This window comes from Burkholderia sp. BCC1999, from assembly GCF_905339975.1.
In the GTDB taxonomy this organism is placed as follows: domain Bacteria; phylum Pseudomonadota; class Gammaproteobacteria; order Burkholderiales; family Burkholderiaceae; genus Burkholderia.
In genome coordinates this window covers 64,031-89,050 of sequence record NZ_CAJPHP010000009.1, presented here as the reverse complement: position 1 = coordinate 89,050, position 25,020 = coordinate 64,031, and the positions used below count along the sequence as shown (strand labels likewise).

Genomic DNA, 25,020 nt, shown 5'->3' with positions numbered 1-25,020 from the left:
GGCCGGCGCACACTAAGGTGTCGGCCGGAACAGGAGAATCGCATGCCGCTCGATACGCCGCTTTCCGGTATCCACATCGTCGAATTCGAAGGTCTCGGCCCCGGCCCGCTCGCGGGCTGGATGCTCGCCGGGATGGGCGCACGCATCACGCTGATCGCGCGCCCGTCCGGCCGTACGAGCGCGCCGGACGCGCTGCGGGCCCGCGACGGCGACCTGCTGCGCGAACGCAAGACGATCGTCGAGCTCGACCTGAAGTCACCGGCGGGCCACGCCGCCGCGCTCGCCCTGATCGCGCAGGCCGATGCGCTGATCGAGGGCTTGCGGCCCGGCGTGATGGAGCGGCTCGGCCTCGGCCCCGACGATTGCGCGCGCCGCAACCCGAAGCTCGTGTACGGGCGGATGACCGGCTGGGGCCAGCATGGCCCGCTCGCGGCCGCGGCCGGGCACGACCTGAATTACGTCGCGTTGACGGGGCTGCTGTCGCTATCGGCACCGAACGACGGCCGGCCGGGCTTGCCGCCGACCGTCGTCGGCGATGCGGGCGGCGCGCTCGGGCTCGCGTTCGGGATCGTCTGCGCGTTGTTCGACGTGCGCGGCGGCGGGCCGGGGCGCGTGGTCGACGGCGCGATCGTCGACATCGTGTCGATGCTCGGCTCGCTGGCGCTGTGGGCACGCGCGAACGGGCAGCTCGACGGTGCGCAGCCGAGCCTGTTCCACGATGCGCCGTTCTACGACGTGTATCGCTGCGCGGACGGCGAATGCGTGACGATCGGCGCGCTCGAACCGCCGTTCTATGCGTTGCTGGTCGAACGGCTCGGGCTGACCGACGTCGATCCGGCCTCGCAGTACGACCGCGCGCGCTGGCCGGCGCTGAAGGCCCGTTTCGCCGAGGTGTTCGCGCAGCAGCCGTCCGCGCACTGGCGCGCGCTGCTCGAAGGCACCGACGTGTGTTTCGCGCCGCTGCTGAGCGTGGCCGACGCGGTCGCGCATCCGCACAACGTGGCGCGCGGGATCTATCGAACCGACGAGAACGGGAACGTGCGGGCGCGCGTGGCGCCGCGCTTTTTGCCGTTGACGGGGGATGAGGCGGTTTAGCGGCGCGACTCACGAGCCAGACCGCCGGTAATCGCGTGCTGGCCGTTCAGGCCGTTTCCTCCGGCGCATCCGGCATCTTGCCGTCGCCGACGCGGTTGATCGTGCCTTGCGCGATCGCGACGAGCCGTTCGTGGTCGCCGTCGATGACGAACACGTGACACTGGCAGGTCGCCTGGTGCCGGCCCGCATAGACGAGCTTCGCGCGCGCGACGAGCGTGCCGTTCACGGCCGGTCGCAGGTAGTTGATCTTGTATTCGGCGGTGATCACGCGCGGGCCGAGCACGAGCGCGCCGGCGAACGTCAGCGCATTGTCCGCGAGATAGCTGATGACGCCGCCGTGCACGAAACCGTGCTGCTGCCGCAGTTCTTCGCGCACGGGCAGACACAGCGACACTTCGTTGTCGCCGATGTGCATCAGCTCCGTGCCCAGCAGCATGCTGAACGGTTGCGCGCGCAATGCGCCGCGCGCGTGGTCCGTGATGTCGGTCATCGAACTTCCCTCGAAATGAGTGCCCGCTTGCGCTGAACTCTAGGAAGGGGGCTGCGGATAAGCAAGGAAATTCGTCCACGTTTCGCGCAAATTCCGGTGCGATGCGACGAGATTGTTGCGTCAAATGCCGAAGATCTCCCGGTTTGCAGGCGATTCCGCAGGAATGCGCGGGCAACGCGCACGTTGCCGCCTTCCGTTCCTAAAGTCCGACGAAGAAATGCCGCTAATGCCGGGGCATTGCCTCATCGTCCGCTCTCCAGGAATCTCCCCCATGTTCGGAAAAATCAAGCTCGCGTCGGGTCTGCTCGGCGTGTTGACCGTGTTTTGCCTCTTCCTGCTCGCGATCGAAGCGCTCGGCTTCTGGGCGCTCACGTCGACGCGCAGCGGTGTCGACGACCTGTCGAACGTCGCGATCGCGCAGGTCGACGCGGCCAGCCGGGCGACCGAGCAGTTGCTCGACGCGCGCATCAACCTGTCGCGCGCCGGCACGCGGATGGTGCGTGGCGGCCCCAAGCCGGAAGACATCATTCGCCATGCGGGCGCGTCGCTCGCGGAAGCGGACAAGGCGTTCGCCGTGCTGACGGCCGCGCAGGCGGTCGACGACACGAACCGGGCGCGCGTCGCGGCGCTGACCGAGCGCTATCGTGCGCTGCGCGGCGCGCTGGGCGAACTCGTGCAGTTCCTCGACGCCGACAACATCCAGGCCTTCCTCGACCAGCCGACGCAAAGCATCCAGGACGCCTACATCGCCGAACTGCACCGCTTCACCGACTACGGCGGCGCATCGAGCCGCGCGGCCCTCGACACGATCGACGGCGGCATGCTCTGGTTCAAGTCGGTCGGCATCGTGCTGCTCGTGGCGATGCTCGCGGCGAGCGCCGCGATCTATGCGGCCGCACGGCGCGCGGTCGTCGCGCCGCTGGAGGAAGCCGGCCGCCATTTCGAGCGGATCGCGCAGGGCCGGCTCGACGAAGCCGTGCGTGCCGGCGGCGTGTTCGAGATCGACCGGATGCTGCGCGGCCTCGCCACGATGCAGACGAGTATCGCGGGCACCGTGCGCACGGTGCGCCACGCGTCCGATGCGATCCACCTCGGCGCGGGCGAGATCGCGGGCGGCAACGCCGACCTGTCGGCGCGCACGGGCACACAGGCCGCGTCGCTGGAGGAAACCGCCGCCAGCATGGAGGAACTGACCGCGACCGTCCGGCAGAACACCGACAGCGCACGCGCGGCCAGCGCGCTGGCCGATGCGGCGCTCGAAGCGACGAGCCACGGCGGCGGCGTGGTCGACAGCGTGATCGACCGGATGCGCGGCATCGCGCAGAGCTCGGGGCGGATCGCGGAGATCATCTCGGTGATCGACGGCATCGCATTCCAGACCAATATCCTCGCGCTGAACGCGGCGGTCGAGGCCGCGCGGGCCGGCGAGCAGGGGCGTGGTTTCGCGGTGGTCGCGGGCGAAGTGCGCTCGCTCGCGCAGCGCAGCGCGCAATCGGCGAAGGAGATCAAGGCGCTGATCGAGGATTCGGTCGCGCAGATCAACGGCGGCGCGGAACTCGTCGAGCGCGCCGGCGAGGCGATGCGGACGGTGTCGGCGTCGATCACGCGCGTCGTGCAGACGATGTCGGAGATCACTGCGGCGTCGGTCGAGCAGAGTGTCGGGATCGAGCAAGTGAACCAGGCCGTCACGCAGATGGATCAGCTCACGCAGCAGAACGCGGCATTGGTCGAGGAGGTCGCGGCGGCGGCCGCGTCGCTGAACGACCAGACCGCGCACCTGATGCAGGCGGTGTCGGTGTTCGAGTTGGGCGACGGACGTGCCGCACGCGGCGAGCGCGCGGCGCCGTCGTTCGCCGGCACGGGTTACGAACCGGCCGGTAGCGCCGCGTAGGCGGTCGCGAGGTGGTAGGGCGTCGTCGACGGCATGTCGGCGCGCGCGACCTGCCCGTCGGCGGTCTTGCACTCGAACCAGCCGCGCGGATGCAGGAAACGCGCGGCGAACCGCTCGATCTGCCGCGCGAGCGGCGCGGAGGCCGGCGTGCCGCCGTGCGTCGCGAGCGCGCGCAGGTATTCGGTCTGCGCCCAGATTCGCTGCGTGCCGTCGACGCACGCGCCTTGCGCGTCGAGCGCCGCGAAGACGCCGCCCGTCTGCGGATCGACGCCATATTGTTCCGCGAACGTGAACGCACGCGACAGCGCGGCGGGGAGCCCCGTCTGCGCGAGCCGCGCGCCGGCCGCATCGACCAGGTAGAACCATTCGAACTGATGACCGGGCTCGAAACGGTTGTGTGCCGCGCCGAGCGGCAGCTCGGCCACGCAGCCGGTCGCCGTATCGACGAACGTGCGCTCGACGGCTTGCGCGGTGTGCGCGAGCGCATCGTCGAACGCCGCGTCGCCGAATGCATCGGCAGCCGCGAGCCACGCTTCGGTCAGGTGCATCAGCGGATTCTGCAGCGCCCCGCTGCCGGATGACGAGAAATCGGCGTGGCGTGCCGCGTCGAGCAGCGCGTCGCCAGGGCGCGGCGCGAAACGATCCCGGATCAGCGCGGCGGTCTCCTCGGCCACCACGCGCGCGGCGGCGTCGCCCGACGCCGCATACCACGCGGCGCATGCGAACACGATGAATGCGTGCGTATAGAGGTCCTTGGTCGTATCGAGCGGCGCGCCCTGCGCGTCGACGCTGTAGATCCAGCCGCCGTGGCGCGTGTCGCGAAAGCGCCGGCACAATGCGTCGAACAGCGTGGCCGCGTGCGCGGCGTCGCCGGCCTGCGCGAACACGAACAGTTGCCGCGCGCACGCCATTGCGCGATAACGGGTCACGGGCAGCGGCGCGTGGGTGGCCGGATCGACGGCCTCGAACGGCAGTTGCAATGTGTGGTCGAACCCTGAACCCCGCCAGATCGGCAAGACGACGTGCGCGAAATGGTGGCGCAGCTGGGCGGCCTGGGCGGAAGCGGAGTCGGAAACGGGCATGACGGGGTTGAGCGCTTGGGTCGAAACGTGTCGGCGCGGCCCGGAGGATCGGCGCGGCCGGGGCCAAGGATAAAACATTCCGCGCGGCCGGCACCAAAAAAGGAGAGAAATCGGATGCTCAGCAACCTGGAACTCGTGATGCGGCTGGTTCTCGCGGCGGCGCTCGGCAGCGTCATCGGCTTCGAGCGCGAGCGCCTGTCGTGGGCGGCCGGCCTGCGCACGCACATGCTGGTGTGCGTTGGCTCGACGCTGATCATGATCGTGTCGGCGTTCGGATTCGCCGACGTGCTCGGCAGCAGCGAGCACATCGTGCTCGATCCGTCGCGGATCGCCGCGCAGGTCGTGTCGGGCATCGGCTTCCTCGGTGCGGGCTCGATCCTGCTGCGCGGCGAGATCGTGCGCGGGCTGACGACGGCCGCGAGCCTGTGGTCGGTCGCCGCGATCGGCCTCGCGGTGGGTGGCGGCCTCTACGTCGCGTCGATTTCGGCGACGATCATCATCCTGATCATCCTGGCCGGCATCAAGCCGCTGGAGCGCCGCTATTTCACGGTGCGCCAGCGCCGGCAGCTTGCGCTGACGGTCGTGAGCGGCACGCTGAACTTCGATTCGCTGCATGCGGCGCTCGGCCCGGACAGTGCGCGCGTGAAGCAGTTCATCGTGCAGCGCGCCGACGACACGGGCGAGCACGACGAAGTGCGCATCGCGCTCGCGCGGGTGTCGGAACTCGAATACCAGGCGATCTGCAACAAGCTGCGTGCGCTGAAGGGCGTCACGCGTTTCGAAGAAGGCAACGGGCTGTCGGGCGACGAATAGGCTGAATCGGCATCGGAGCATGCGACAATGGCCGGCCACCGATTCCGTTCGACATCCGGCTCCGCGCCTGCGGGCCCCGCCATCCGATTTCCATGACCGAATCCGTTTCCTCGCCTCGCCCCCGCTCCCGTTCCAGTCGTTCGTCGTCCCGTTCCCGCCAGCGCTCGGCCGCTGCCGCGGGCAGCACGTCCGCGAGGGCGACGGCGCGGCCTGGCAACGCGCCGGCCGGCGATGCGCCGCGGGACGAACGGACGCTCGACCTGTTCGGCGATCCGGTACTCGAGCCGGGCGAGCGTGCGCCGGTTGCGGCGCGCGACGAGGCAATAGCGGACGCTGAGGCGGTGGCCGCCGCGGACGGGCGACAGGCCACGCTGGACGGATTCATTGCGCCGGAGGGCGCGACTGCGGCCGGGCACGAAGCTGACGAAGGCGCGGTGCCGCCGGAGATTGTGGTGGCGGTCGAAGGTGTTTCGACATCTGTAGGCGGTGTGGCTGCGAGCGTCGACGGTGCATCTGCCGGTGGTGGTGCCGCGAAGGCAGCCGATTCGCCTGCGGTCGACGGCGCCGTAAAGGCGGCGACCACGCTGCAAGCGGCCGATGGCGCTGCGGCGAAGTTGATCGAATCGCCAGCGGCAGACGCTGAAGTCGCGAAGTCCGTAGCCGAGATTGCGGTCGTCAAATCCCGTGAAGGGAAATCTTCCGGCGATGCCGTGAAGGAGCGTCGCCCGTCGTCGGGCGGCAAACGCCGGGCAGCTGCCGGTGCAAGCGAAGCGGCGGCGATACCATCCGCGCCGGCTGCGACGAGCGTCGACGCGGTACCGGAAGCGGCTGAACCGACCCGCTCGCCGGAGGTTGCCACTGCGCCTGCCGAACCGCAGGCGCCGGTTCAACCTGCCGAGCCGGCAATGGCCACGAATTCCGCGACCGCCAGTGAAGCGACCGCGCAGCCCGGCGTTGCGCCGCCACTTGCCCCGCAGCCGGTGGCTTCCGCTGCGTCTTTCGTGACGAAGCCGTCGGCGGAACGCGCGCAACCGGCCGCACCGGTCTTCGATCCGGACACGCACCTGCGCCCGCTGACCGACCGGTTCGCCGCGCTGCAGGCCGACGTGGACGGCCTGCAGCGCACGGCCGATCGCGAGATGCGCCGCGTCAATCGCCTGCTGCTGGCGCTGGCCGTCGTCGTGCTGGCCGGGCTCGTCGCGCTGGCACTGCAAACTCGGCAGATCGCGCACCTGAAACAGGACGCGGCCGCCAAGCAGCAGCGGATCGATCGCCTCACGGCCGATCTGTCGACGCAGCAGGCGACGCTGATGACGCTCGAGGAACACCACGAAGCGCTCCTGTCGCAAGTCGACCGGCTGCAGCGCACGGCGAACCGCGAGGCGGCCGTCGCGAAGCGAACCCGCCGGACGCGTTAATCGCTCCGACCCTATCCTGGAAGCCTTGCGGGGCAAGGGGCGCTGTTTCGCGGTCGCGATCGGCTGTCGCGCACATGCGGCAAACTGATGCGGCGCACTGGCAGAGTTCAGGGAAAACCCTTAGAATTGCGTTCATCTAAGGGAAAACCCTAGCCAAATCTGTCAGGAGTCTCACATGAGCTTCATCTTCGCCCTGCTGCAAAAGATCGACGACCTGTTCGTGTCGCCGCACCTGCCCCTCGACGCCGAATACTCGTACGCTGCGCGTCGCGCCGAAGCCGAGCGCGTGCGCCGTGCGCACCTTGTGCCGATCGTCCTGTACCGTCGCTGATTCGCTGATTCGCTGATTCGCTGATTCGCTGATTCGCTGATTCGCTGATTCGCTGATTCGCTGATTCGGCGCAGCGCTCGCCGCACCTGCCAGCCCGCTTTCCACCGCCGCATTGCGCGCCGGTGCGACCGTCCCGCTACACTGGAAGTCCGATTGTCTTTACGGTGACCGGGCCATGCTGCAGATGCGGGCGATGACGGCCGGCGAATTCCATGCGTACCGCACGCGAGCCATCGACGGCTACGCGCGCGATCTCGTTTTATCCGGACAGAACGCCGTCGAAGACGCTGCCAATCGTGCGCGCGCCTGTTTCGACATGCTGCTGCCGGACGGCCTGCTGACCGCCGGCCAGACCCTCGTGATGCTCATCGACGGCGCCAGCGGCGACGCGGTGGGCGACCTTTGGTACGCGATCGTACCCGAAGGGCCGAACCACACGCTGTTCATCTACGATCTCGACATCGTCCCGTCCCGGCGCCGCCAGGGCTGGGCCACGCGCACGCTCGATGCACTCGACGCCGAGGCGCGCCGGTACGGCGTCACCGAGATCGGTCTGTCGGTCTTCAATCACAACACGGCGGCCCGTGCGCTGTATCGTGCATGCGGCTTCGCGCCAATCACGACGACGTTGATCAAGCCGGTCGTATCGGACTGAATCCACCGGCCGTCACGTATTGCCGATCCGGTGCGCCGCAACCGGCATATGCCGTCAATCCTTCCGATCCTTCCTGTCGGCCGATAGCCGAACGGCCATTCTGCCGTCCGGCCATCGCCACCGGCACGCATCAGCGTGCGCGGCCTTTCCATCTCCGCAACAGCAACGCGTTGGTCACGACGCTGACGCTGGAAAACGCCATCGCCGCGCCCGCGATCACCGGGTTCAGCAGGCCGAGCGCCGCGAGCGGCACGCCGACCAGGTTGTAGACGAACGCCCAGAACAGGTTCTGCTGGATCTTCCGGTATGTGCGTTTCGAGATGTCGATCGCGTCGGCGACGAGCGCCGGGTCGCCGCGCATCAGCGTGATGCCGGCCGTGTGCATCGCGACGTCCGTGCCGGTTGCCATCGCGATCCCGACATCGGCCGCGGCGAGCGCGGGCGCATCGTTGATCCCGTCGCCGACCATCGCGACGACCCCGCCGTGCGTGCGCTTCAGCTCGGCGACGACGCGTGCCTTGTCGTCGGGCAACACTTGCGCATGCACATCGCCGATGCCGAGCGCCGCGGCGACGGCCGCCGCGCTGCCGCGGTTGTCGCCGGTCACGAGCGCGCTGACGACGCCGCGTGCCGACAGCGCCGCGATCGCGTCGCGGGCGCCCGGCTTCACGGTGTCGCCGAATGCGATCAGCGCGAGCAATGCGCGCGGCGCATCGGCACGCATCAGCCACGAGATCGTGTTGCCGGCGCGTTCGAGCTCGGCCGCGCGGGCGTTGAGCTCCGGCGGCACCGCGATGCCGAGCTCGTCGCGCCAGCGCGTGCTGCCGAGCGCGAGCAACTGCCCGCCGACGCGCGCTTCCACGCCGCGTCCGGCCACCGCGCGTGCATCGACTGCCACGGCCGGCGGTGCCGTTACGTCGCGTGCGGCAACGTCCGCATCGTGCGCGGCGACCACGGCACGCGCGAGCGGGTGGTCGCTCTGACGCTGCACGGCCGCCGCAAGCGCGAGCGCTTCGCCGCGCGGCACGCCCACGGCCTCGAACGCCGTCACGGACGGCTTGCCTTCGGTCAGCGTGCCGGTCTTGTCGAATGCGATCACGGTCGTGCGCTGCGCGAGTTCGAGCGCCTGCGCGTCCTTGATCAGCACGCCGTGCCGCGCCGCGACGCCCGTGCCGGCCATGATCGCGGCGGGCGTCGCGAGGCCGAGTGCGCACGGGCAGGCGATCACGAGCACCGCGACCGCATTGAGGATCGCGGTTTCCATCCCGGCGCCGGCGATCAGCCAGCCGGCCAGCGTCAGCACCGCGATGCCGAGGATTGCCGGCACGAACACTTCGCTGACCCGATCGACGAGCCGCTGGATCGGCGCCTTCTCGGCCTGCGCGGATTCGACGAGGCGGATGATGCGTGCGAGCGTCGTTTCCGCGCCGATCGCGGTGGTTGCGACGACGAGCGCGCCTTCGCCGTTGATCGAGCCGGCCGTGACGGCGTCGCCGTCGTCCTTCGGCACGGGCAGGCTCTCACCGGTGATCAACGATTCGTCGATGTGCGAGCGGCCCGACACGATCCGGCCGTCGACGGGGACGCGTTCGCCCGGGCGGATGCTGACCTGGGTGCCGACGCGTACCTGCGCCAGCGGTACGTCGCGTTCGACGCCGTGCTCGATGACGCGCGCCCGGTCGGGGCGCAACGCGTTCAGCGCACGGATCGCCTCGGTGGTCTGGCGCTTCGCGCGCGACTCGAGCCATTTGCCGAAGCGCACGAGCGTGACGATGACGGCCGACGCCTCGAAATACAGGTGGCCGGGATGCGCGGGATCGCGCAGCAGCATCCACAGGCTCAAGCCGTACGCGGCCGACGTGCCGAGTGCGACGAGCAGGTCCATGTTGCCGGTGCGCGCTTTCACCGCGTGCCAGGCTGCGCGGTAGAAGCGCGCGCCGAAGCCGAACTGCACGATCGACGCGAGCACGAGCTGGAGCCAGCCGGGCAGCATCAGGTCGATGCCGAACGGCGCGACGAGCATCGGCGCGACGAGCGGTGCGCTCAGCACGGCGGACCAGATCACGAGGTTGCGTTCGCGCACCGCTTCGCGGCGCTTGCGGGCGTCGGGGTCCTGCGCGGGGCTGGCCGGTTGCGCGTCGGCGCCGGTCGTTGCGCCGGCTGAAGGCGTGGCAGCGAGCGATGCGCGGTAGCCGGCCGTGGTGACCGCCGCGATCAGCCTGGCGGCGTCGAGCGCGCCGGCGCCATGCACCGACGCGCGCTCGGTCGCGAGATTGACGGAAGCTTGCGCGACGCCCGGCACGGCGGCCAGCGCTTTTTCGACGCGGCCGGCGCAGGACGCGCAGGTCATGCCGCCGATGTCGAGTTCGAGGTCGAGGTCGGTGGAGGCGGCTGCAGGCGCCGTGGAGACGGCGACCGGCGTCGCACCGTAACCGGCCTGTTTCACCGCTTCGGCGAGCCGTGCGGCGGATACGTCGGCCGACGCGTCGACGGTGGCGCGTTCGGTCGCGAGGTTGACCGACGCTCGGGTGACGCCCGGCACGTTTGCCAGCGCCTTCTCGACGCGCGACACGCACGATGCGCAGGTCATCCCGCCGATGTCGAGCTCGATGCTGGCGGGTGTGGCGGGTGTGGCGGGTGTGGCAGGTACGGTGGCCGGGATCGCGAGATCGGGTGCCGTTGGCGTCGCACCATAGCCGGCCTGCTTCACGGCATCCGCCAGTTGCGATGCGGACACGCCCGCCGTCGCGTCGACGGTGGCGCGTTCGGTCGCCAGGTTGACCGATGCGCGCGCGACGCCCGGCACCTTCGCCAGCGCCTTTTCGACGCGCGACACACATGACGCGCAGGTCATTCCATCAATATCGAGCTCGATCGTGGTGGCGGCGGGCGGAAGCGAGATCGTTGCTGCCGACGAGGTTTCGCCGCGCTGCGCGTCTGCCGCAGGCGCGGTCGCGACGGCTTCCACGGCCGCGTCGCGCACGGCGGCGCGGTAGCCGGCCTCACGGATGGCGTCGACGAGCCGGCCGGGCTCGACCGTGTCCTGCGCGGTGACCGTCGCTGCCTGCGCGTCGAGGTCGACTGCCGCATCGACGACGCCCGGCACGGCGGCCAGCGCGCGCTGCACGCGGCCCGTGCAGCCGCCGCAATGCATGCCGTCGACGCTCAGTTCGATCGTTTGCAGCGCTGCGGAGGCAAGTGGTTCAGTCATGTCGGATTCCCCAAAAGCGCGGTTCGTGCCGCGAATGGTTCCAGTATCAACATTCCCATGATGGTAAGGTCAAGCGTCGGCGACAACGCGACGCATGTCGATGTACACAGGGTGTCACAACGCGACAGAAACAAACGTCCGGCTTCCAGGCGGTGAGCCGGGCGGTCGTTACGTGGTCAGGCGCAGAGCTTGGCGCTCGCGAGGCGATTCAGGCTGACGCCTTGCTCGGCGGCCTGGATGACCAGCGCACGGTGCGCCTGCGGCGGGATGCGAACCTTGAATTCACCGCTGTAGGTGCGGTCGGCGATCGGTTCGGGCACCTGCTCGCCGTTTGCGGTCATGTCGCGCACGACATCGGCGACGCGCCGGCGAATGCCCGCGAGTGCGCCTTCCGGCGTGGCGTCGAGCCACGAAAGAGACGGGAACTCCGCACAGAGGCCGACGTGTTCCCCGTCCTCCGGGGACCACGTTACGCGGTACGTAAAGTGGTCTTGGGTCATGATTTCCGTTCCTTCAGTCGATCGATCGCGTCGAGCACTTGCCGCACCTGATACGCGTTCGCTTTCCCGCGATCATTCTGGATATTCACTCGAGGATCGCGTCGCCACGGTGTCTCACGGTGTCTTGAAAATGGCGTGGCCGGAACCCGATTGGCGGGCCGCTCCGAAATGCGTCTCGAAGACCTTGAACAGATCGTTGAACCGCACGTTCGCGGGCTCGCACCCCATTCAATCGGGGATCTTCCATTCGCTTGCCGTCATGAATGGTGTCAATAGTGACACCATTTGCAGACGTTGGCCACGAACCCGCCGCCACGGCCCTTTCCGACGGCGACCGAACTAGCGCTCGACCCGTTATTCGGCATATTGGGGGATGCCCTTAGGCGCTATGATACCGGCCTGACATCAGCGCCCACCGTTGCGACAAGTAGCGAAACGGCATCCGGGCAGGCTGGGGTGCCTTGCATTCGCCGTTCGCGAGACGAACAAGGCGTTGACTCAAAAGAACGATATTCGGCCAGTAATCGATGATTGAAAACCTGCAGGAATCAGTTTCTCTGCGGCGCGCGTGCGCGTCGCTGGCCATGGCGGCGTTGCTCACGGGGTGCGCGTCGCAACCGGACGCGATCCAGCGGAAAACCGGCTGGATGCGAGCGGAAGTCGCCGACTCCTATGTCTATGCGTATCCGCTCGTGCTGATGGACGTCGCGAAGGAAGCGGCGACGGGCGGCGACGGCGCGCAACCGGGGCAGGCGCCGCTCAACACGCTGCGCCATGCGCAGGCGCTGCCGCCTGTCGGTGCGGTCAATCCGCCGCTGCCGGGCGTCGATACCCTCGACTCGACCGGCTGGCTCGACATCGCCGCCGAACCCGTGATCGTCACGCTGCCCGACACGCGAGGCCGCTACTGGGATGCGCGCGCGCTCGACATGTGGACCAACGTGCTGTGGTCGTCGTCGAGCGTGGCTGCACGCGGCGCCCGCGGCGGCGCGCGATCGCAAACGATTGCCTTCGTCGCGAAGGACTGGCAGGGCGCGCTGCCGAAGGGCGCGCTGCGTGTCGACGTGCCGTCCGGCAACGCGTGGCTCGAAGTACGGCTGCAGACGAGCGGCGGGCGCGACCTGACGAACGTGAAGAAGCTGCAGCGCGCGATCCGCGTGGTGCCGCTGTCTGTTTACACAGGCGCCGCGCGCGGCGCGTCGGTCGCGGTCCATGCGGGCAGCGCACCGTCCGAAGCGGTGGGCGGCGGCACGCCGGCCGAGCAGGTGGCCGCACTCGACCCGAAGGCGTTCTTCACGCGCTTCGCGCAGGCGCTGCAGGACAACCCGGCGCCGGTCGACGACGCGCATGCGCTGGAACTGCTCGGCGACATCGGCGTGACGGCCGGCTACCCGGTGCTGTGGACGGGCGACCGCCTGACGGCCGCGACGGCCGGCGTCGCCGAGGCGCGCGCGCGGCTTGCGACGCCGCCGTCGAACCTGCTGAACGCGAACGGCTGGAGCTGGATCGGCGACACGGCCGGCAAGTACGGCCAGGACTACACGCTGCGCGCCTACGCGGCCTACACGCAGTTCGGCACCGCGACGCGCGACGACGAGACACTCGCGGTCGTCCGCGTCGACAGCGATGGCCATCCGCTGAACGGCGCGAACCGCTACGTGCTGCATTTTGCGCCGGGCGCACTGCCGCCGGCCCGCGCGTTCTGGACGCTCACGCCCTACACGACGAACGGCGCGCTGCCCGACGTCGGGTCGGCGCGCCGCTCGCTCGGCGATCGCGACCGGCTGCGCCGCAATCACGATGGCTCGATCGACATCGTCGTGTCGGCGTCGCCGGGCGGCGCGCATGCGGGCAACTGGCTGCCTGCGCCGCGCACCGATTTCGCGCTCGCGTTGCGCCTGTACGCACCGAAGCCGCAGGCGAGCGACGGGTCGTGGATGCCGCCCGTCGTCGTCCGGAAATGAACGGATGACCGGCGCCGCTGTCCGACCGGCGGGCGCGACGGCGCCCGACTCTCGTACCGTCACCTCCTGAGCCTATACTTTCGGGATAGCGTGCGCGGCCGCCTGGTTCTCCGGCGCGGCCCGGCATCCATTCCCGAGGCATTCAAGCATGGCAAGCGCAGACAAAGAAACCGTATCCTCGACCCTCCATGCCCTCGGTGGCGTTGCACGCTCGCGCCGGACCCGGCGTATCGGCATCGGCGTGCTGATCTTCCTCGTATTGTTCGGACTGCTCGGGTTCTTCGCGGCTCCGCCGCTGATCCGCCACGTCGCCGAACAGCAATTGAGCCAGCAGCTCGACCGGCCGGCCACGATCCAGCGCATCGCGCTGAACCCGTACACGCTGAACCTCGAAGCCGACGGCATCCACGTCGGCGAGCGTGGCGGCCAGGGCGACTTCGTCGACATCGGCAAGCTCGTTGTCAGGCCGTCGTGGTCGTCGCTGTTCCGCGGCGCGCCGATCGTCAACGAAATCCGGCTCGATTCGCCGCGCTTTCACATCGTCCGCTACGACGCGCAGCGCTTCAACTTCACCGACCTGATCGAGAAGTTTTCCGCGCCGTCGCCGAAGCCCGCAAGCAAGCCGACGCAGTTCTCGGTGTCGAACATCCAGATCAACGACGGCCGGATCGACTTCGACGATCGCCTGCTGAATGAGAAGCACGTCGTCGACAACTGGACGCTCGGCATTCCGTATATCGCGACGCTGGCCTCGAAGACCGACATCTTCGTCGAGCCGAAGCTGCGCGCGCGCTTCGACGGCAGCCCGATCTCGATCGACGGCAAGACCAAGCCGTTCGCGCAGTCGCGCGAATCGGAGATCGCGCTGAAGTTCGATCGCCTCGACGTGCCGAAGCTGATCTCGTACGTGCCGGCGAAGCTGCCGGTGGCCGTGACGAGCGGCCTGCTGAGCAGCAACCTCGCCGTCAATTTCGTGATGAGCGGCGAGACGCCTGCGCTGCGCGTGTCGGGCACCGTCGACCTGAACGATGCGAAGGTGACGGACCATGCGTCCGCGCCGCTGTTCGCCGCGCGCGGCGTGCACGTCGCGGCGGCCAGCCTCGAGCCGCTGCGCAACGCGATGCACTTCGACGAGATCAGGATCGACCAGCCGGTGGTCGACCTGGCGCGCGACAAGCAGGGCGTGCTGAACGTCGAGAAGCTCGTCGCGCAGCCGGCCGCTGCCCCGAAGGCCGAAGCCGGCAAGCCGGCCGCGTCGGCCGCAGCCGCTTCCGGTGCGGCCGTCGCCGCAGCCAGCGGCGCGCAGGCCGATACCGCCGCCGCGAAGGAAGCGCCGCCGCTCGACCTGACGATCCGTCATTTCGCGATCGACGGCGGCACGGTCAACGTCGACGACCGCGTGCCGGCGACGCCGACCGCGATGTCGCTGACGAAGCTCGCCGCGACGCTCGACGGCTTCTCGATGCAGGGCAAGACACCCGCGAAATACACGCTGTCGACGTCGCTGTCGCGCGGCGGCGACGTGACGGCCGAAGGCGCGTTCAATCTCGCCGACAAGCAGGCCGACACGAAGCTGACGATTGCCGCGCTCGCGCTGCCGGCGCTGCAGCCGTACCTCGGCGAGGCGACGCGCGCACGCGTGCTCGACGGCACGCTCGGCGCGACCGTCAACGCGAAGACCGACTGGGGCAAGACGCCGCTCGCCGCGGAAGTCGCCGACAGCACCATCAGCCTGAAGTCGCTGAAGCTCGCGACGCCCGACAGCAAGGCGCCCGCGATCGTGCTGCCCGACGCGAGCGCGAAGATCGCGAAGGTGGACGTCGCCACGCGTACCGCGGAGATCGCGAGCGTCGACGCGAGCGGGCTCGCGCTCGACGTGAAGCGCCTGAAGGACGGCAAGATCGACCTTGCGTCGCTGGCCGAACCCGCGCAGGCGTCGGTGCCGAAGCGCACGGTCGCGCGCAAGGCCGTGGCCGCCGCGCCGTCGTGGCATTACCGGATCGACGCACTGAACGTGAAGGATTCGTCCGCGAACTTCACCGACCTGTCGACGCCGCGTCCGGTGAAGCTGGCAATCAAGCCACTGGAGCTGTCGGTGCAGAAGCTGAGCGACGACATGACGAAGCCGCTGCCCGTGCAGTTGAAGGCGACGCTGAACCGCAAGGGCTCGCTGAACGTGACGGGCGACGTGACCGCGCAGCCGCTGAAGCTCGGCCTGAAGATCAACGGCAACCGCCTCGACGCCGCCGCGTTCGAGCCGTACTTCGGCAGCGCGCTGAACGCGACGATCGCGAGCGCGCTGCTCAATGCGCAGGGCAACCTGACGTTCGCGCAGGTGAAGGACACGCCGCGCGCGACCTATCGCGGCGACGTCGCGCTGGTCGACGTGCGGATGCTCGACAAGGCGACGTCCGACCCGTTCGCGGGCTGGCGCTCGCTCGCGCTGTCGAACCTGAAGGTGAACTACGACGAGAAGGGCACCGACGTCGACGCCGCGCGCGTGACGTTCTCGAACTTCTACGGCCGTGTGCTGCTCGATGCGCAGGGGCGGCTGAACCTGAAGGACGTGGTCGCGAAGGAGTCCGGCCCCGCGCAGTCGCTTACACGTGATGCGAGCAAGGGCGAGCCGGTGCCGCTGTCGCCCGGCATGACGCCGCCGGCCGCCGCCCAGGCCGCGCAGCAGGCGTCCGCGCCGGCCGCCGCGTCGGCGACGGTGGTCGTGAAGGCCGCGCCGCCGCCGCAGAACCCGGTGCGGATGCACTTCGGCCAGCTCGTGCTGCAGGATGGCCGCGTCACGTACACGGACAACTTCATCAAGCCGAACTACACGGCGAACCTCGTCGCGATCAAGGGCACGGTCGGCGCGTTCGGCACCGATTCGACGACGGCCGCGCCGGTCGACGTCGCCGCGAACCTCGCGGGCAACGGGCCGATCTCGATCAAGGGTTCGGTGAACCCGCTGATCGAGAAGCCGGCGCTCGACCTGACGGCCACCGCGCACGACATCGAGCTGACCAACCTGACGCCGTACTCGGCGAAGTACGCCGGCTACCCGATCACGAAGGGCAAGCTCAACGTCGACCTGCATTACGCGCTCGAGAACGACCAGCTGAAGGCGAACAACCACATCTTCATCGACCAGCTCACGTTCGGCGATCACGTCGACAACGACACCGCGACGAAGCTGCCGGTGAAGCTCGCGATCTCGCTGCTGAAGAACACGCGCGGCCAGATCGACGTGAACCTGCCGGTGTCGGGTTCGCTGTCGAATCCGGAATTCAGCGTGGGCGGGCTGATCTGGCGCGCGGTGCTGAACCTGATCGCGAAGGCCGTCACGTCGCCGTTCTCGCTGCTCGCGAACGCGTTCGGCGGCGGCGGCGAGGATCTCGGCTACGTCGAGTTCGCGCCGGGCTCGTACGAGCTGACCGACGCGCAGCAGAAGAAGCTCGACACCGTCGTGAAGATGCTGACCGAGAAGTCGTCGATCCGTCTCGACCTGATCGGCCGCGTCGATCCGGCGCAGGACACGCCGGGGCTGCGCGACGCGTACGTCGAGCGTCTGGTGCGCCAGCAGAAGCTGAAGGACGTGGTCGGCCAGGGCGAGAGCATCGATCCGATGTCGGTGAAGGTCGACAAGGCCGAATACTCGAAGTACCTGACGCGCGCGTACAAGGCCGCCGACTTCAAGAAGCCGCGCAACCTGGTCGGCCTGCAGAAGACGCTGCCCGACGCGGACATGAAGCAGGCGCTCGCCGATCACGCGCCGGCCGACGACAATGCGCTGCGCGCGCTCGCGCAGCAGCGCGCGCAGGCCGTGCGCCAGTACCTCGACGGGAAGATCGATTCGAGCCGCGTGTTCGTCGTCGCGCCGAAGCTCGACGCGAAGGGCATCTCGGACAAGGGCGCGACGACCCGCGTCGACTTCGGGCTGCAGTAAGCCTTACCGTCATCCGCCGCCGCGTCCGCACATAGCGGGCGCGGCGGCTTTTTTTCAGCGCGCGGCGACCGCCGGTTCGCGCTTGTCCAGTTCCTTCCTCGCGGCCAGCGGCAGACGCGCATCGTCCCACTGCGTCAGCCATTCGATTTCCTTCGCGGTGAACACCTGTCCGTAGTTGCGCAACGCGTACTGCAGCGCGTCGACGACGTGGTGGCGAATGATTTCGGGGGTGCGTGCATCGTCCAGCACGAACCGGAGAGCTTCCAGGGTCGACATACTCGTGCTCCGGGTCAGGGAAAACCCTTTATCACACGCCAATAGTCGCGGGCCAAGCCGAAAAAAAATCGCGCGGCGGGTGACTCGGTGGAAGGTTTGACCGATGCACCGGCGCGGTGCCCGCCGGTGAGCGCGCACGTCGCAATGTGCGCCAGGTCACGTTGCTGTGCGACCGCGTCGTGTCGCTTGCGATTGGTTACGTTTGACAGAAAACAGAAAGCCCCGCTTCATCCAAGCGCCCCACGATCCGGCGATATTTTGCGCGCCTGATGGCAAGTCACGCAGTTCAACATCAATCGATGAGGTGGGGTGATCATGTCTTTCCTTGGTAAGCAGCGGAAGTTGGTGGCGATGGTGGCGGGCGCGCTGGCGCTCGCAGGCGCAGGCGCAGGCGCGCACGCGGCGCAGCAGGACGGCAACAGTCAGGGCGAGGACCACGGCCACGCGAGCCGCGTCGTGAAGCACGTGCTGCTGCTGAGCGTCGACGGTCTGCACGAGCAGGATCTCGCGCGCTGCATCGGCGCGAACACGTGCCCGAACATCGCGGTGCTCGCGAAGAGCGGCGTGACGTACACGAATGCGTACACGCCGGGCCTGTCGGATTCGTTCCCGGGGCTCGCGGCGCTCGTGACGGGCGGCTCGCCGAAGACGGCCGGCCTGTTCTACGACGTGTCGTATGACCGCAACCTGTATGCGCCGAGCGATACGACCTGCTCGGGCAAGCAAGGCTGGAACGTCGTGTTCGACGAAACGACCGGCATCGACGCGATCAACGGCGGCAAGCTCGTGCACCTCGACGGCGGCGGCGCGTTCAACCCGCAGGCGATTCCGCACGCGCGCGTGAACGGCCAGTGCGTGTCCGTTTATCCGCACAACTACGTGAAGACCAACACGGTGTTCGAAGCCGTGAAGGCCGGCGTGCCGAACGCGCACACCGCGTGGGCCGACAAGCACGCGTGGGGCTACGACTGGCTGAACGGCCCGTCGGGCAACGGCGTCGACGACATGATGCGCACCGAGATCAACTCGATCGACCCGGCGACGAATACCGACTACACGGACGTCTATTCGCACACCGCGCGCTTCGACAACCTGCACGTGCAGGCGCTGATCAACCAGATCGAAGGCCGCGACTCGACGGGCACGAAGAGCGCGCCGGTGCCGACGCTGTTCGGCGGCGACTTCCAGACGCTGAGCGTCGCGCAGAAGTCGCCGGTCGCGAAGGGCGGGGGTTATCTCGATGCCGACTTCACGCCGAACGGGCAGGTCGCGAACGCGATCACGTACATCGACAACTCGATCGGCCATATCGTCGCGGCGCTGAAGCAGGCGAACCTGTATTCGTCGACGGCCGTGATCGTCACGTCGAAGCACGGCCAGTCGCCGACCGATCACACGAAGCTCGTGAAGAACGGCGATACGCTGACGAAGCTGCTCGAAACGAACAACTACCTCGACCCGAACGGCAACTTCGGCCAGAACAACACGACGACGGGCAACCTGAACGACGGTTCGGGCCTGGTCGGCACGGGCTTCGTGCAGACCGACGACGTCGGCCTGATCTGGCTGCGCGACCGCAGCCAGCGCACGGCCGTGGTCGAGACGCTGAAGGCGAACCTCGGCTGCAACGCGCCGGGGATCTGCGCGGACGGTGCGCAGGCGTACGTCCTGTACGGCGCGGCGCTGGCCGACCGCTTCGGCGATCCGGCCAACGGCCGTACGCCGGACATCATCGTCCAGCCGAATCCGGGCGTGATCTACACGTCGAGCACGAAGAAGGACGAGGAACACGGCGGCAACGCACCGGACGACAGCCACCTCGGCCTGCTCGTGTCGTATCCGGGTGTCCATCACGCGCGCACCGTGAACGATCTCGTGGGCACGAAGCAGGTCGCGCCGACGATCCTCGAGCTGCTCGGCGCCGACCCGCACCTGCTGCATGCGGTCGTGGCCGAGAACACGCGCGTGCTGCCGGGGCTCGGTATCGGGCGCTGACGCCGCATGCCGGATGCCGCCGTCGGGCGGCGTCCGGCGCGGGGCGCGACCGATGACCCGATGCGGGTCGCGGAACGGATTGCGCACGCGGTGGCGTCGACGGGCATTGCGCGCGTCGCGCAGTGGCTGGCCGATTCGGCGTAGCGCCGGCGGCCGCGTCGGGCACGGGCTTGAAATGAGGTGAGCAACCCGTCATATTGGCTGCGCATCACCCGTTCAACGACGTACCGAGAGGATCGTTCATGCGCCTTCTGCTTGCCCTGCTGCTGCCGTGGTTCCAGTTTTTCACGATCGGCCGCCCGATTGCCGGGATCATCTGCCTGGTCCTGCAACTCACGATCATCGGCTGGCTGCCGGCCGCGATCTGGTCGGTGTATGCGCTGAGCCAGTACAAGACCGACCGCAAGATCGACGCGGCGTTGCGCGATCGGCGGTGACGTAGACATCGCCGCCGATCCGTCCACCGCCGGTTACTGCGGCGGCGGCCCGTCCAGTTCCTCGGCCCGCGCGAACAGCCAGTCGATGAACGTGCGCAGCGCCGGATCGTCGTCGTTGCGATACAGGCAATGAAACGGAGGCCCTTCCAGGTGGACTTCCGGAAACAGTGCGACGAGCCGGCCGTTCGCGAGCGCGTCGCGCACCACCGCGCGCGGCGCGAGGCATACGCCGAGCCCGCTCGCGGCGGCCTGGACCAACAGGAAAAACTCGCGATAGAACGGCCCGCGCAGCGTCTCGGTGGCGTCCGTGCCGGCCTGGTGGAACCAGTATTGCCACGCCTGCGGCAACCCCGCGTAGTGGAGCAGCGGCGCATTGCGCAGGTCCGCCGGTACGCGCACCTGTTCGAGAGCGGGATGGCCGGGTGCACACACGGGAAGCGCGACATTCGCGAGCAGCGGGCGCGACACGAAACCCTTGCGACGCAGCTCCGGCGTATAGCGGCGGATCACGATGTCGCACGTCTCGTCGATCTGGTCGCGCTCCATGTCGGCGCTCGTGACGAGTTGCACGTCGATGTCGGGATGCGCGGCCTGGAACAAGGCCAGTTGCGTCAGCAACCATCCATGCGCGAATGACACGGATGCATTGACGCGGATCGAATGGCCGCCGACGGGCTCGAACATCTGCCCGGTCGCCTGCGCGAGCCGGCCGAGACAGCTCGCGACGTCGACGAGGTAATGCCGCGCGCGCGGCGTGAGCCGCAGCGAACGCCCGTCGCGTTCGAACAGCTTCTGCCCGAAGAACGATTCGAGCACGCGGATCTGCTGCGCGATCGCGCTCTGGGTCACGTTCAGTTCCTCGGCAGCAAGGGTGAGGCTCTGCAGGCGGCCGGCAGCTTCGAAGCTGCGCAGCGCGTTCAGGGGCGGCAATCGGCGCATCGTGAGATCGCGAAGAAAAGCTACACAGTGGGTCAAAAAATGTCGTTTGTGGCGGCTGCGGCGCGTCCCTATGATGGCGCCGACAGGAGAAAACCGCGATGACGATCATAGCGCCACCCGATTGCCGATCAACCGGAATTCGCCGCCGCCTTCACGACCGGCGAGCGGCGCGGCGCGCGATGCGTCGCGTGGCGGCGGTGCCGCCGGTGTCATCGGTGCCATCGATGCGCGGCCATGGCGCGCTGGCGCTCGCCTGCGCCGGGCTGCTCGCGATGCTGACGGGGTGCGCGGCGAAGCCGCAAAACGAACGCCAGATCGGTAGCGGTGGATCGCTGGTGCGCTACAGCTCCAGCCAGACCGAAGTCGACCTGACGGACAACGAGCAACAGACGCTGCGCATGATGACCGATCGCCGCTATGCGGGCGCGACGCAGGCGCGCGCGCTCGACGCGGTGGCGGCCGTGCTGCGCGCGCAAGGCTATGCGCCGGTGACGGTCGACCGCGATATGGGGCTGATCGAGGGCGGCCGCAGCGACACGCTGATTCCGAAGTGGCGGCAACTGCTGCGCGGCGCGCTGAAGGCGAAGATCGGCGGCCTGCCCGCGAAACCGGATCACGAGCGCGTGGCCGCCGTCGTCTCGGTCCGCGCGACGTCGGCGCGCGACGCGATCGTGCGTGCGCGCTTCGACCGTACGGTGTGGGACAGCAACGGCGATTCGCGGATGAAGACCGTCGTCGAGCCCGATTACTACCAGACTTTCTTCAGTGCAATGGACAAGGCGATGTGTACGACGTCGTGCGAGCGGTGACCGGTGCGAAGCCGCGGCCGTGAACGAGAAAACGGCCGCCCGGATCGTCTTTCGACCGGGGCGACCGTTTCGCTTATTTCACCGCAAACAGCGTCAGGTTCATGAAGATCTTGAACGCGTAACCGAGCGTGACGGCGCCGATCACGCCGCCCGCCCACAGAACGACGAACCACATCCAGCCGCGCATGCGCGGCCGTGGCGCCTCGGGCGGACGATAGGCGGAATCAGTGGTGGTAGTAATGCTGGTCTTCATGGCGCACCTTGCCTCGGAATACCCAGTAACCCATCGTCGTGTAGGCGATGATGATCGGGAGGATAACCGCTGCGCCGACCAGCGTGAAGGTCTGGCTCGAACGCGGCGCGGCCGCTTCCCAGATCGTCATCGTCTGAGGAATCGCATACGGGAACAGCGTGACGAGCAGGCCGACATAGCCGAGCAGCACCAGCGCCAGCGCGAGCACGAACGGCGTCATGTCGTGCCGGTTACGCACCGCGCGGCGCATCCACACCGCGCACGCGGCGACCAGGAACGGCACCGGCAGCAGGCGCCAGAACAGCCCCGAATCGAACCAGCGCTGGGCGATGGCGGGATCCTGCAGCGGCGTCCACAGGCTGACGACCGCGATGAATCCGAGCAGCACTAGGGTCAGCGGCCACACGACGCGATGCAGGCGGCGCTGCAGGTCGCCTTCGGTCTTCGCGACGAGCCAGCAGCAGCCGAGCAGCGCATAGGTCACGATCAGGCCGAGGCCCGTCAGCAGGCTGAACGGCGTGAGCCAGTCGAACGCGTCGCCGGCGAACACGCCATCCTTCACGTTGATGCCCTGCAGGAACGCGCCGAGCGCGATTCCCTGGAACAGCGTCGCGCCGGCCGAGCCGCCGATGAACGCGAGGTCCCACAGCTGCTTGGTGCGCCGCGCCTTCGCGCGGATCTCGAACGACACGCCACGGAAGATCAGGCACACCAGCATGAAGATCAGCGGCAGGTACAGCGCGGACAGCACGGTCGAATAGACGATCGGGAACACCGCGAACAGCCCGGCACCGCCGAGCACGAGCCACGTCTCGTTGCCGTCCCACACGGGTGCGACCGTATTCATCATCAGGTCGCGTTCCTTCTCGTCCGGGAAGAACGGGAAGATGATGCCGATGCCGAGGTCGAAGCCGTCGAGCACGACGTACATGAAGAGCCCCAGTGCGATGATCGCGGCCCAGATTACGGTGACGTCCATAGGTTTTCTCGTATGCGGAAATGGGGGGCTCAGACGGTCTCGAGCGGTTCGTCGACGGCCGACAGCGGGCGGCGCGCGGTGTGATCGGGGCGCGTGTCGGGCATGTCGTGTTTCGGGTCGTGCTTCACGTCGGGCAGCGCGGGGCCGGCCTTCATCAGCTTCAGCATGTAGTACACGCCGGTGCCGAACACGAGGAAGTACACGATCACGAACGTCATCATCGACAGGCTGACCTGCTGCACCGACAGCGGCGACACGGCCTGCGCGGTGCGCATCACGCCATAGACCACCCACGGCTGGCGACCCGCTTCGGTCGTCACCCAGCCCGCGAGCAGCGACACGAAACCGGTCGGGCCAATCACGAGCGCGAAGCGCTGGAACCACTTCGATTCATACAGGCGGCCGCGGCGGCGCAGGAACCACGCGAGTGTGGCGAGGCCGATCATCGCGAAGCCGAGGCCGACCATGATCCGGAAGCTCCAGAACACGACCGTCGAGTTCGGGCGGTCTTCCGGCGGGAAGTCCTTCAGCCCGCGGATTTCGCCGTCCCAGCTGTGCGTGAGGATCAGGCTGCCGAGGTGCGGCACCTTCACCGCGTAGCGCGTCGTTTCCGCCTTCATGTCCGGGATGCCGAACAGGTTGAGCGGCGTGCCGCCCTTCTCGGTTTCCCACAGCCCTTCGATCGCGGCGATCTTCGCGGGCTGGTGCTTCAGCGTATTGATGCCGTGCTGGTCGCCGATCACGGCCTGCAGCGGCGCGAGCACGAGCAGCAGCCACAGCGCCATCGAGAACATCTTCTTCACGCTCTTGTCGCGGCGGCCCTTCAGCAGGTGCCATGCGCCCGTTGCTGCCACCACGAGCGCGGCGACGATGAACGCGGCGATCGCCATGTGGAACAGGCGGTACGGGAACGACGGGTTGAAGATGATCGCGAACCAGTCGGTCGGCACGACGCGGCCGTCGACGATCTCGAAGCCCTGCGGCGTCTGCATCCAGCTGTTCGATGCGAGGATCCAGAACGTCGAGATCAGCGTGCCGATCGCGACCATCAGCGTCGCGCCGAAGTGTGCGCGCGGGCTCACGCGGTTCCAGCCGAACAGCATGATGCCGAGGAAGCCGGCTTCGAGGAAGAACGCGGTCATGACCTCGTACATCAGCAGCGGCCCGGTGACGGCGCCGGCGAAGCTCGAGAAGCCCGACCAGTTCGTGCCGAACTGGTAGCTCATCACGACGCCGGAGACGACGCCCATCCCGAACGCGACCGCGAAGATCTTCGACCAGAACAGGCAGAGGGTTTTGTAGTACTGCTTGCCGGTTTTCAGCCAGCGGTATTCGAGCACGGCGATGAAGCTGGCGAGGCCGATGCTCAGCGCCGGAAAGACGATGTGAAAGGAGACGGTGAACGCGAATTGCAGGCGGGCCAGATCGAGGGCCGAAAGTGCGGTGTCCATACCAGATGACCGAAGCTGACGATACCCGCCGGCGGGTGCCGGCGGCCCCCGGCAGACAGGCGTCGGGGTTGGCTGGAGTATGTGCCGCGATGTTGCACCGCGAAATGCGCCAACTCGTCGCAGATGTCCAGCCCGCCTCGTGCGATTTCGGGATAAATCGTTGATTCGTATCAAGAAGGCCGTTCGTGGCGCGCGCGGGCGCTACGTGGCGGTCTGACGCACGTGCGGCAATATGGCGCGTCGCATCATCGGAACGGTTTCGCGCATGCGGGCGCGGGCGCTCGGCCGGCCGCCACGCAGCCGCCGGCGGCCGATCCGTTGCGACGCGTTAGCTGCGTAACACGCGTGTCCGTGCGGCCGGGGTGTCGCAGGTGGGGTCTGTCGCGGTGGTAACGTCGCGCAACATTCGCGCGCGCGCTCGTAATGGATGCCGCATCGCGCGCGGCGTAGCGTTCGGGGTATCGGGTTCGCATCGGCGAACCGGCCTGACGGAG

At 68.2% G+C, this 25,020-nt stretch carries 20 protein-coding genes; 11 read left to right on the top strand and 9 right to left on the bottom strand.

Features of this window, described 5'->3' with window-relative positions:
* Positions 1–42 precede the first annotated feature (42 nt).
* Positions 43–1,095, top strand: coding sequence for a CaiB/BaiF CoA-transferase family protein (locus U5809_RS14840; protein ID WP_322087065.1), 1,053 nt, complete (start codon positions 43–45; stop codon positions 1,093–1,095).
* Between the two features lie 46 nt (positions 1,096–1,141).
* On the opposite strand, the gene U5809_RS14835 is transcribed toward U5809_RS14840, so the two are convergent.
* The gene (locus U5809_RS14835) at positions 1,142–1,585 is read right to left on the bottom strand and encodes a PaaI family thioesterase (protein WP_011353771.1); all 444 of its coding nucleotides are present in this window, start codon (positions 1,583–1,585) and stop codon (positions 1,142–1,144) included.
* 271 nt (positions 1,586–1,856) lie between these two features.
* Between U5809_RS14835 and U5809_RS14830 the strand changes: the two genes are divergently transcribed.
* Positions 1,857–3,476, top strand: a complete 1,620-nt coding sequence (locus tag U5809_RS14830) for a methyl-accepting chemotaxis protein (protein ID WP_322087064.1) — start codon at positions 1,857–1,859, stop codon at positions 3,474–3,476.
* On the opposite strand, the gene U5809_RS14825 is transcribed toward U5809_RS14830, so the two are convergent.
* Positions 3,449–4,558: an AGE family epimerase/isomerase gene (locus U5809_RS14825; protein WP_322087063.1), complete on the bottom strand. Its 1,110-nt coding sequence runs from the start codon at positions 4,556–4,558 to the stop codon at positions 3,449–3,451. The two genes, U5809_RS14830 and U5809_RS14825, sit on opposite strands and share 28 nt — an antisense overlap.
* Positions 4,559–4,672: 114 nt before the next feature.
* Here U5809_RS14825 and U5809_RS14820 point away from each other — a divergent pair, with 114 nt between their 5' ends.
* The 4 genes from U5809_RS14820 (at position 4,673) to U5809_RS14805 (ending at position 7,775) form a co-directional block, all read left to right on the top strand.
* A complete protein-coding gene (locus tag U5809_RS14820) occupies positions 4,673–5,371 on the top strand; it encodes an MgtC/SapB family protein (protein WP_322087062.1) in 699 nt (232 codons plus the stop codon).
* Between the two features lie 92 nt (positions 5,372–5,463).
* Positions 5,464–6,789, top strand: a complete 1,326-nt coding sequence (locus U5809_RS14815; protein ID WP_322087061.1) for a flagellar hook-length control protein FliK — start codon at positions 5,464–5,466, stop codon at positions 6,787–6,789.
* Between the two features lie 175 nt (positions 6,790–6,964).
* The gene (locus tag U5809_RS14810) at positions 6,965–7,120 is read left to right on the top strand and encodes a hypothetical protein (RefSeq protein ID WP_167361908.1); all 156 of its coding nucleotides are present in this window, start codon (positions 6,965–6,967) and stop codon (positions 7,118–7,120) included.
* 175 nt (positions 7,121–7,295) lie between these two features.
* Positions 7,296–7,775: a GNAT family N-acetyltransferase gene (locus U5809_RS14805; protein WP_322087060.1), complete on the top strand. Its 480-nt coding sequence runs from the start codon at positions 7,296–7,298 to the stop codon at positions 7,773–7,775.
* Positions 7,776–7,905: 130 nt separating this feature from the next.
* Here the strand turns inward: U5809_RS14805 and U5809_RS14800 are convergent, their stop codons facing one another.
* Positions 7,906–10,986 carry a heavy metal translocating P-type ATPase gene (locus U5809_RS14800; RefSeq protein WP_322087059.1) on the bottom strand — a complete coding sequence of 1,027 codons (3,081 nt, stop codon included), beginning with the start codon at positions 10,984–10,986 and terminating at the stop codon, positions 7,906–7,908.
* 176 nt (positions 10,987–11,162) lie between these two features.
* Positions 11,163–11,486: a type II toxin-antitoxin system HicB family antitoxin gene (locus U5809_RS14795; RefSeq protein ID WP_282508311.1), complete on the bottom strand. Its 324-nt coding sequence runs from the start codon at positions 11,484–11,486 to the stop codon at positions 11,163–11,165.
* 527 nt (positions 11,487–12,013) lie between these two features.
* On the opposite strand from U5809_RS14795, the gene U5809_RS14790 reads away from it, so the two are divergent.
* Together U5809_RS14790 and U5809_RS14785 are read left to right on the top strand one after the other, a co-directional pair.
* Positions 12,014–13,450 carry a DUF1254 domain-containing protein gene (locus tag U5809_RS14790; RefSeq protein ID WP_322087058.1) on the top strand — a complete coding sequence of 479 codons (1,437 nt, stop codon included), beginning with the start codon at positions 12,014–12,016 and terminating at the stop codon, positions 13,448–13,450.
* A gap of 148 nt (positions 13,451–13,598) precedes the next feature.
* The gene (locus U5809_RS14785) at positions 13,599–17,387 is read left to right on the top strand and encodes a DUF748 domain-containing protein (RefSeq protein ID WP_322087057.1); all 3,789 of its coding nucleotides are present in this window, start codon (positions 13,599–13,601) and stop codon (positions 17,385–17,387) included.
* Positions 17,388–17,441: 54 nt separating this feature from the next.
* Here the strand turns inward: U5809_RS14785 and U5809_RS14780 are convergent, their stop codons facing one another.
* Complete coding sequence (locus tag U5809_RS14780) at positions 17,442–17,663, bottom strand: hypothetical protein (RefSeq protein WP_322087056.1); 222 nt, start codon at positions 17,661–17,663, stop codon at positions 17,442–17,444.
* A gap of 315 nt (positions 17,664–17,978) precedes the next feature.
* On the opposite strand from U5809_RS14780, the gene U5809_RS14775 reads away from it, so the two are divergent.
* The gene (locus U5809_RS14775) at positions 17,979–19,658 is read left to right on the top strand and encodes an alkaline phosphatase family protein (protein WP_415877947.1); all 1,680 of its coding nucleotides are present in this window, start codon (positions 17,979–17,981) and stop codon (positions 19,656–19,658) included.
* Between the two features lie 242 nt (positions 19,659–19,900).
* Positions 19,901–20,095 (top strand): YqaE/Pmp3 family membrane protein, encoded by a 195-nt coding sequence (locus U5809_RS14770; RefSeq protein ID WP_322087054.1) that lies wholly within the window; start codon positions 19,901–19,903, stop codon positions 20,093–20,095.
* Between the two features lie 33 nt (positions 20,096–20,128).
* Here U5809_RS14770 and U5809_RS14765 read toward each other — a convergent pair whose 3' ends face one another.
* Positions 20,129–21,034, bottom strand: a complete 906-nt coding sequence (locus U5809_RS14765) for a LysR substrate-binding domain-containing protein (protein ID WP_322087053.1) — start codon at positions 21,032–21,034, stop codon at positions 20,129–20,131.
* Positions 21,035–21,258: 224 nt separating this feature from the next.
* On the opposite strand from U5809_RS14765, the gene U5809_RS14760 reads away from it, so the two are divergent.
* Positions 21,259–21,843: a hypothetical protein gene (locus tag U5809_RS14760; RefSeq protein ID WP_322087210.1), complete on the top strand. Its 585-nt coding sequence runs from the start codon at positions 21,259–21,261 to the stop codon at positions 21,841–21,843.
* Positions 21,844–21,916: 73 nt separating this feature from the next.
* Here U5809_RS14760 and U5809_RS14755 read toward each other — a convergent pair whose 3' ends face one another.
* Genes U5809_RS14755 through U5809_RS14745 form a run of 3 tightly spaced genes read right to left on the bottom strand, consistent with a single transcriptional unit; the run spans position 21,917 to position 24,526 of the window.
* Positions 21,917–22,096, bottom strand: a complete 180-nt coding sequence (locus U5809_RS14755) for a hypothetical protein (RefSeq protein WP_322087052.1) — start codon at positions 22,094–22,096, stop codon at positions 21,917–21,919.
* Positions 22,068–23,075: a cytochrome d ubiquinol oxidase subunit II gene (gene cydB / locus U5809_RS14750; protein WP_282508320.1), complete on the bottom strand. Its 1,008-nt coding sequence runs from the start codon at positions 23,073–23,075 to the stop codon at positions 22,068–22,070. Before cydB ends, U5809_RS14755 begins: the two co-directional genes overlap by 29 nt.
* 29 nt (positions 23,076–23,104) lie before the next feature.
* Complete coding sequence (locus U5809_RS14745; protein WP_322087051.1) at positions 23,105–24,526, bottom strand: cytochrome ubiquinol oxidase subunit I; 1,422 nt, start codon at positions 24,524–24,526, stop codon at positions 23,105–23,107.
* Positions 24,527–25,020: the final 494 nt, after the last annotated feature.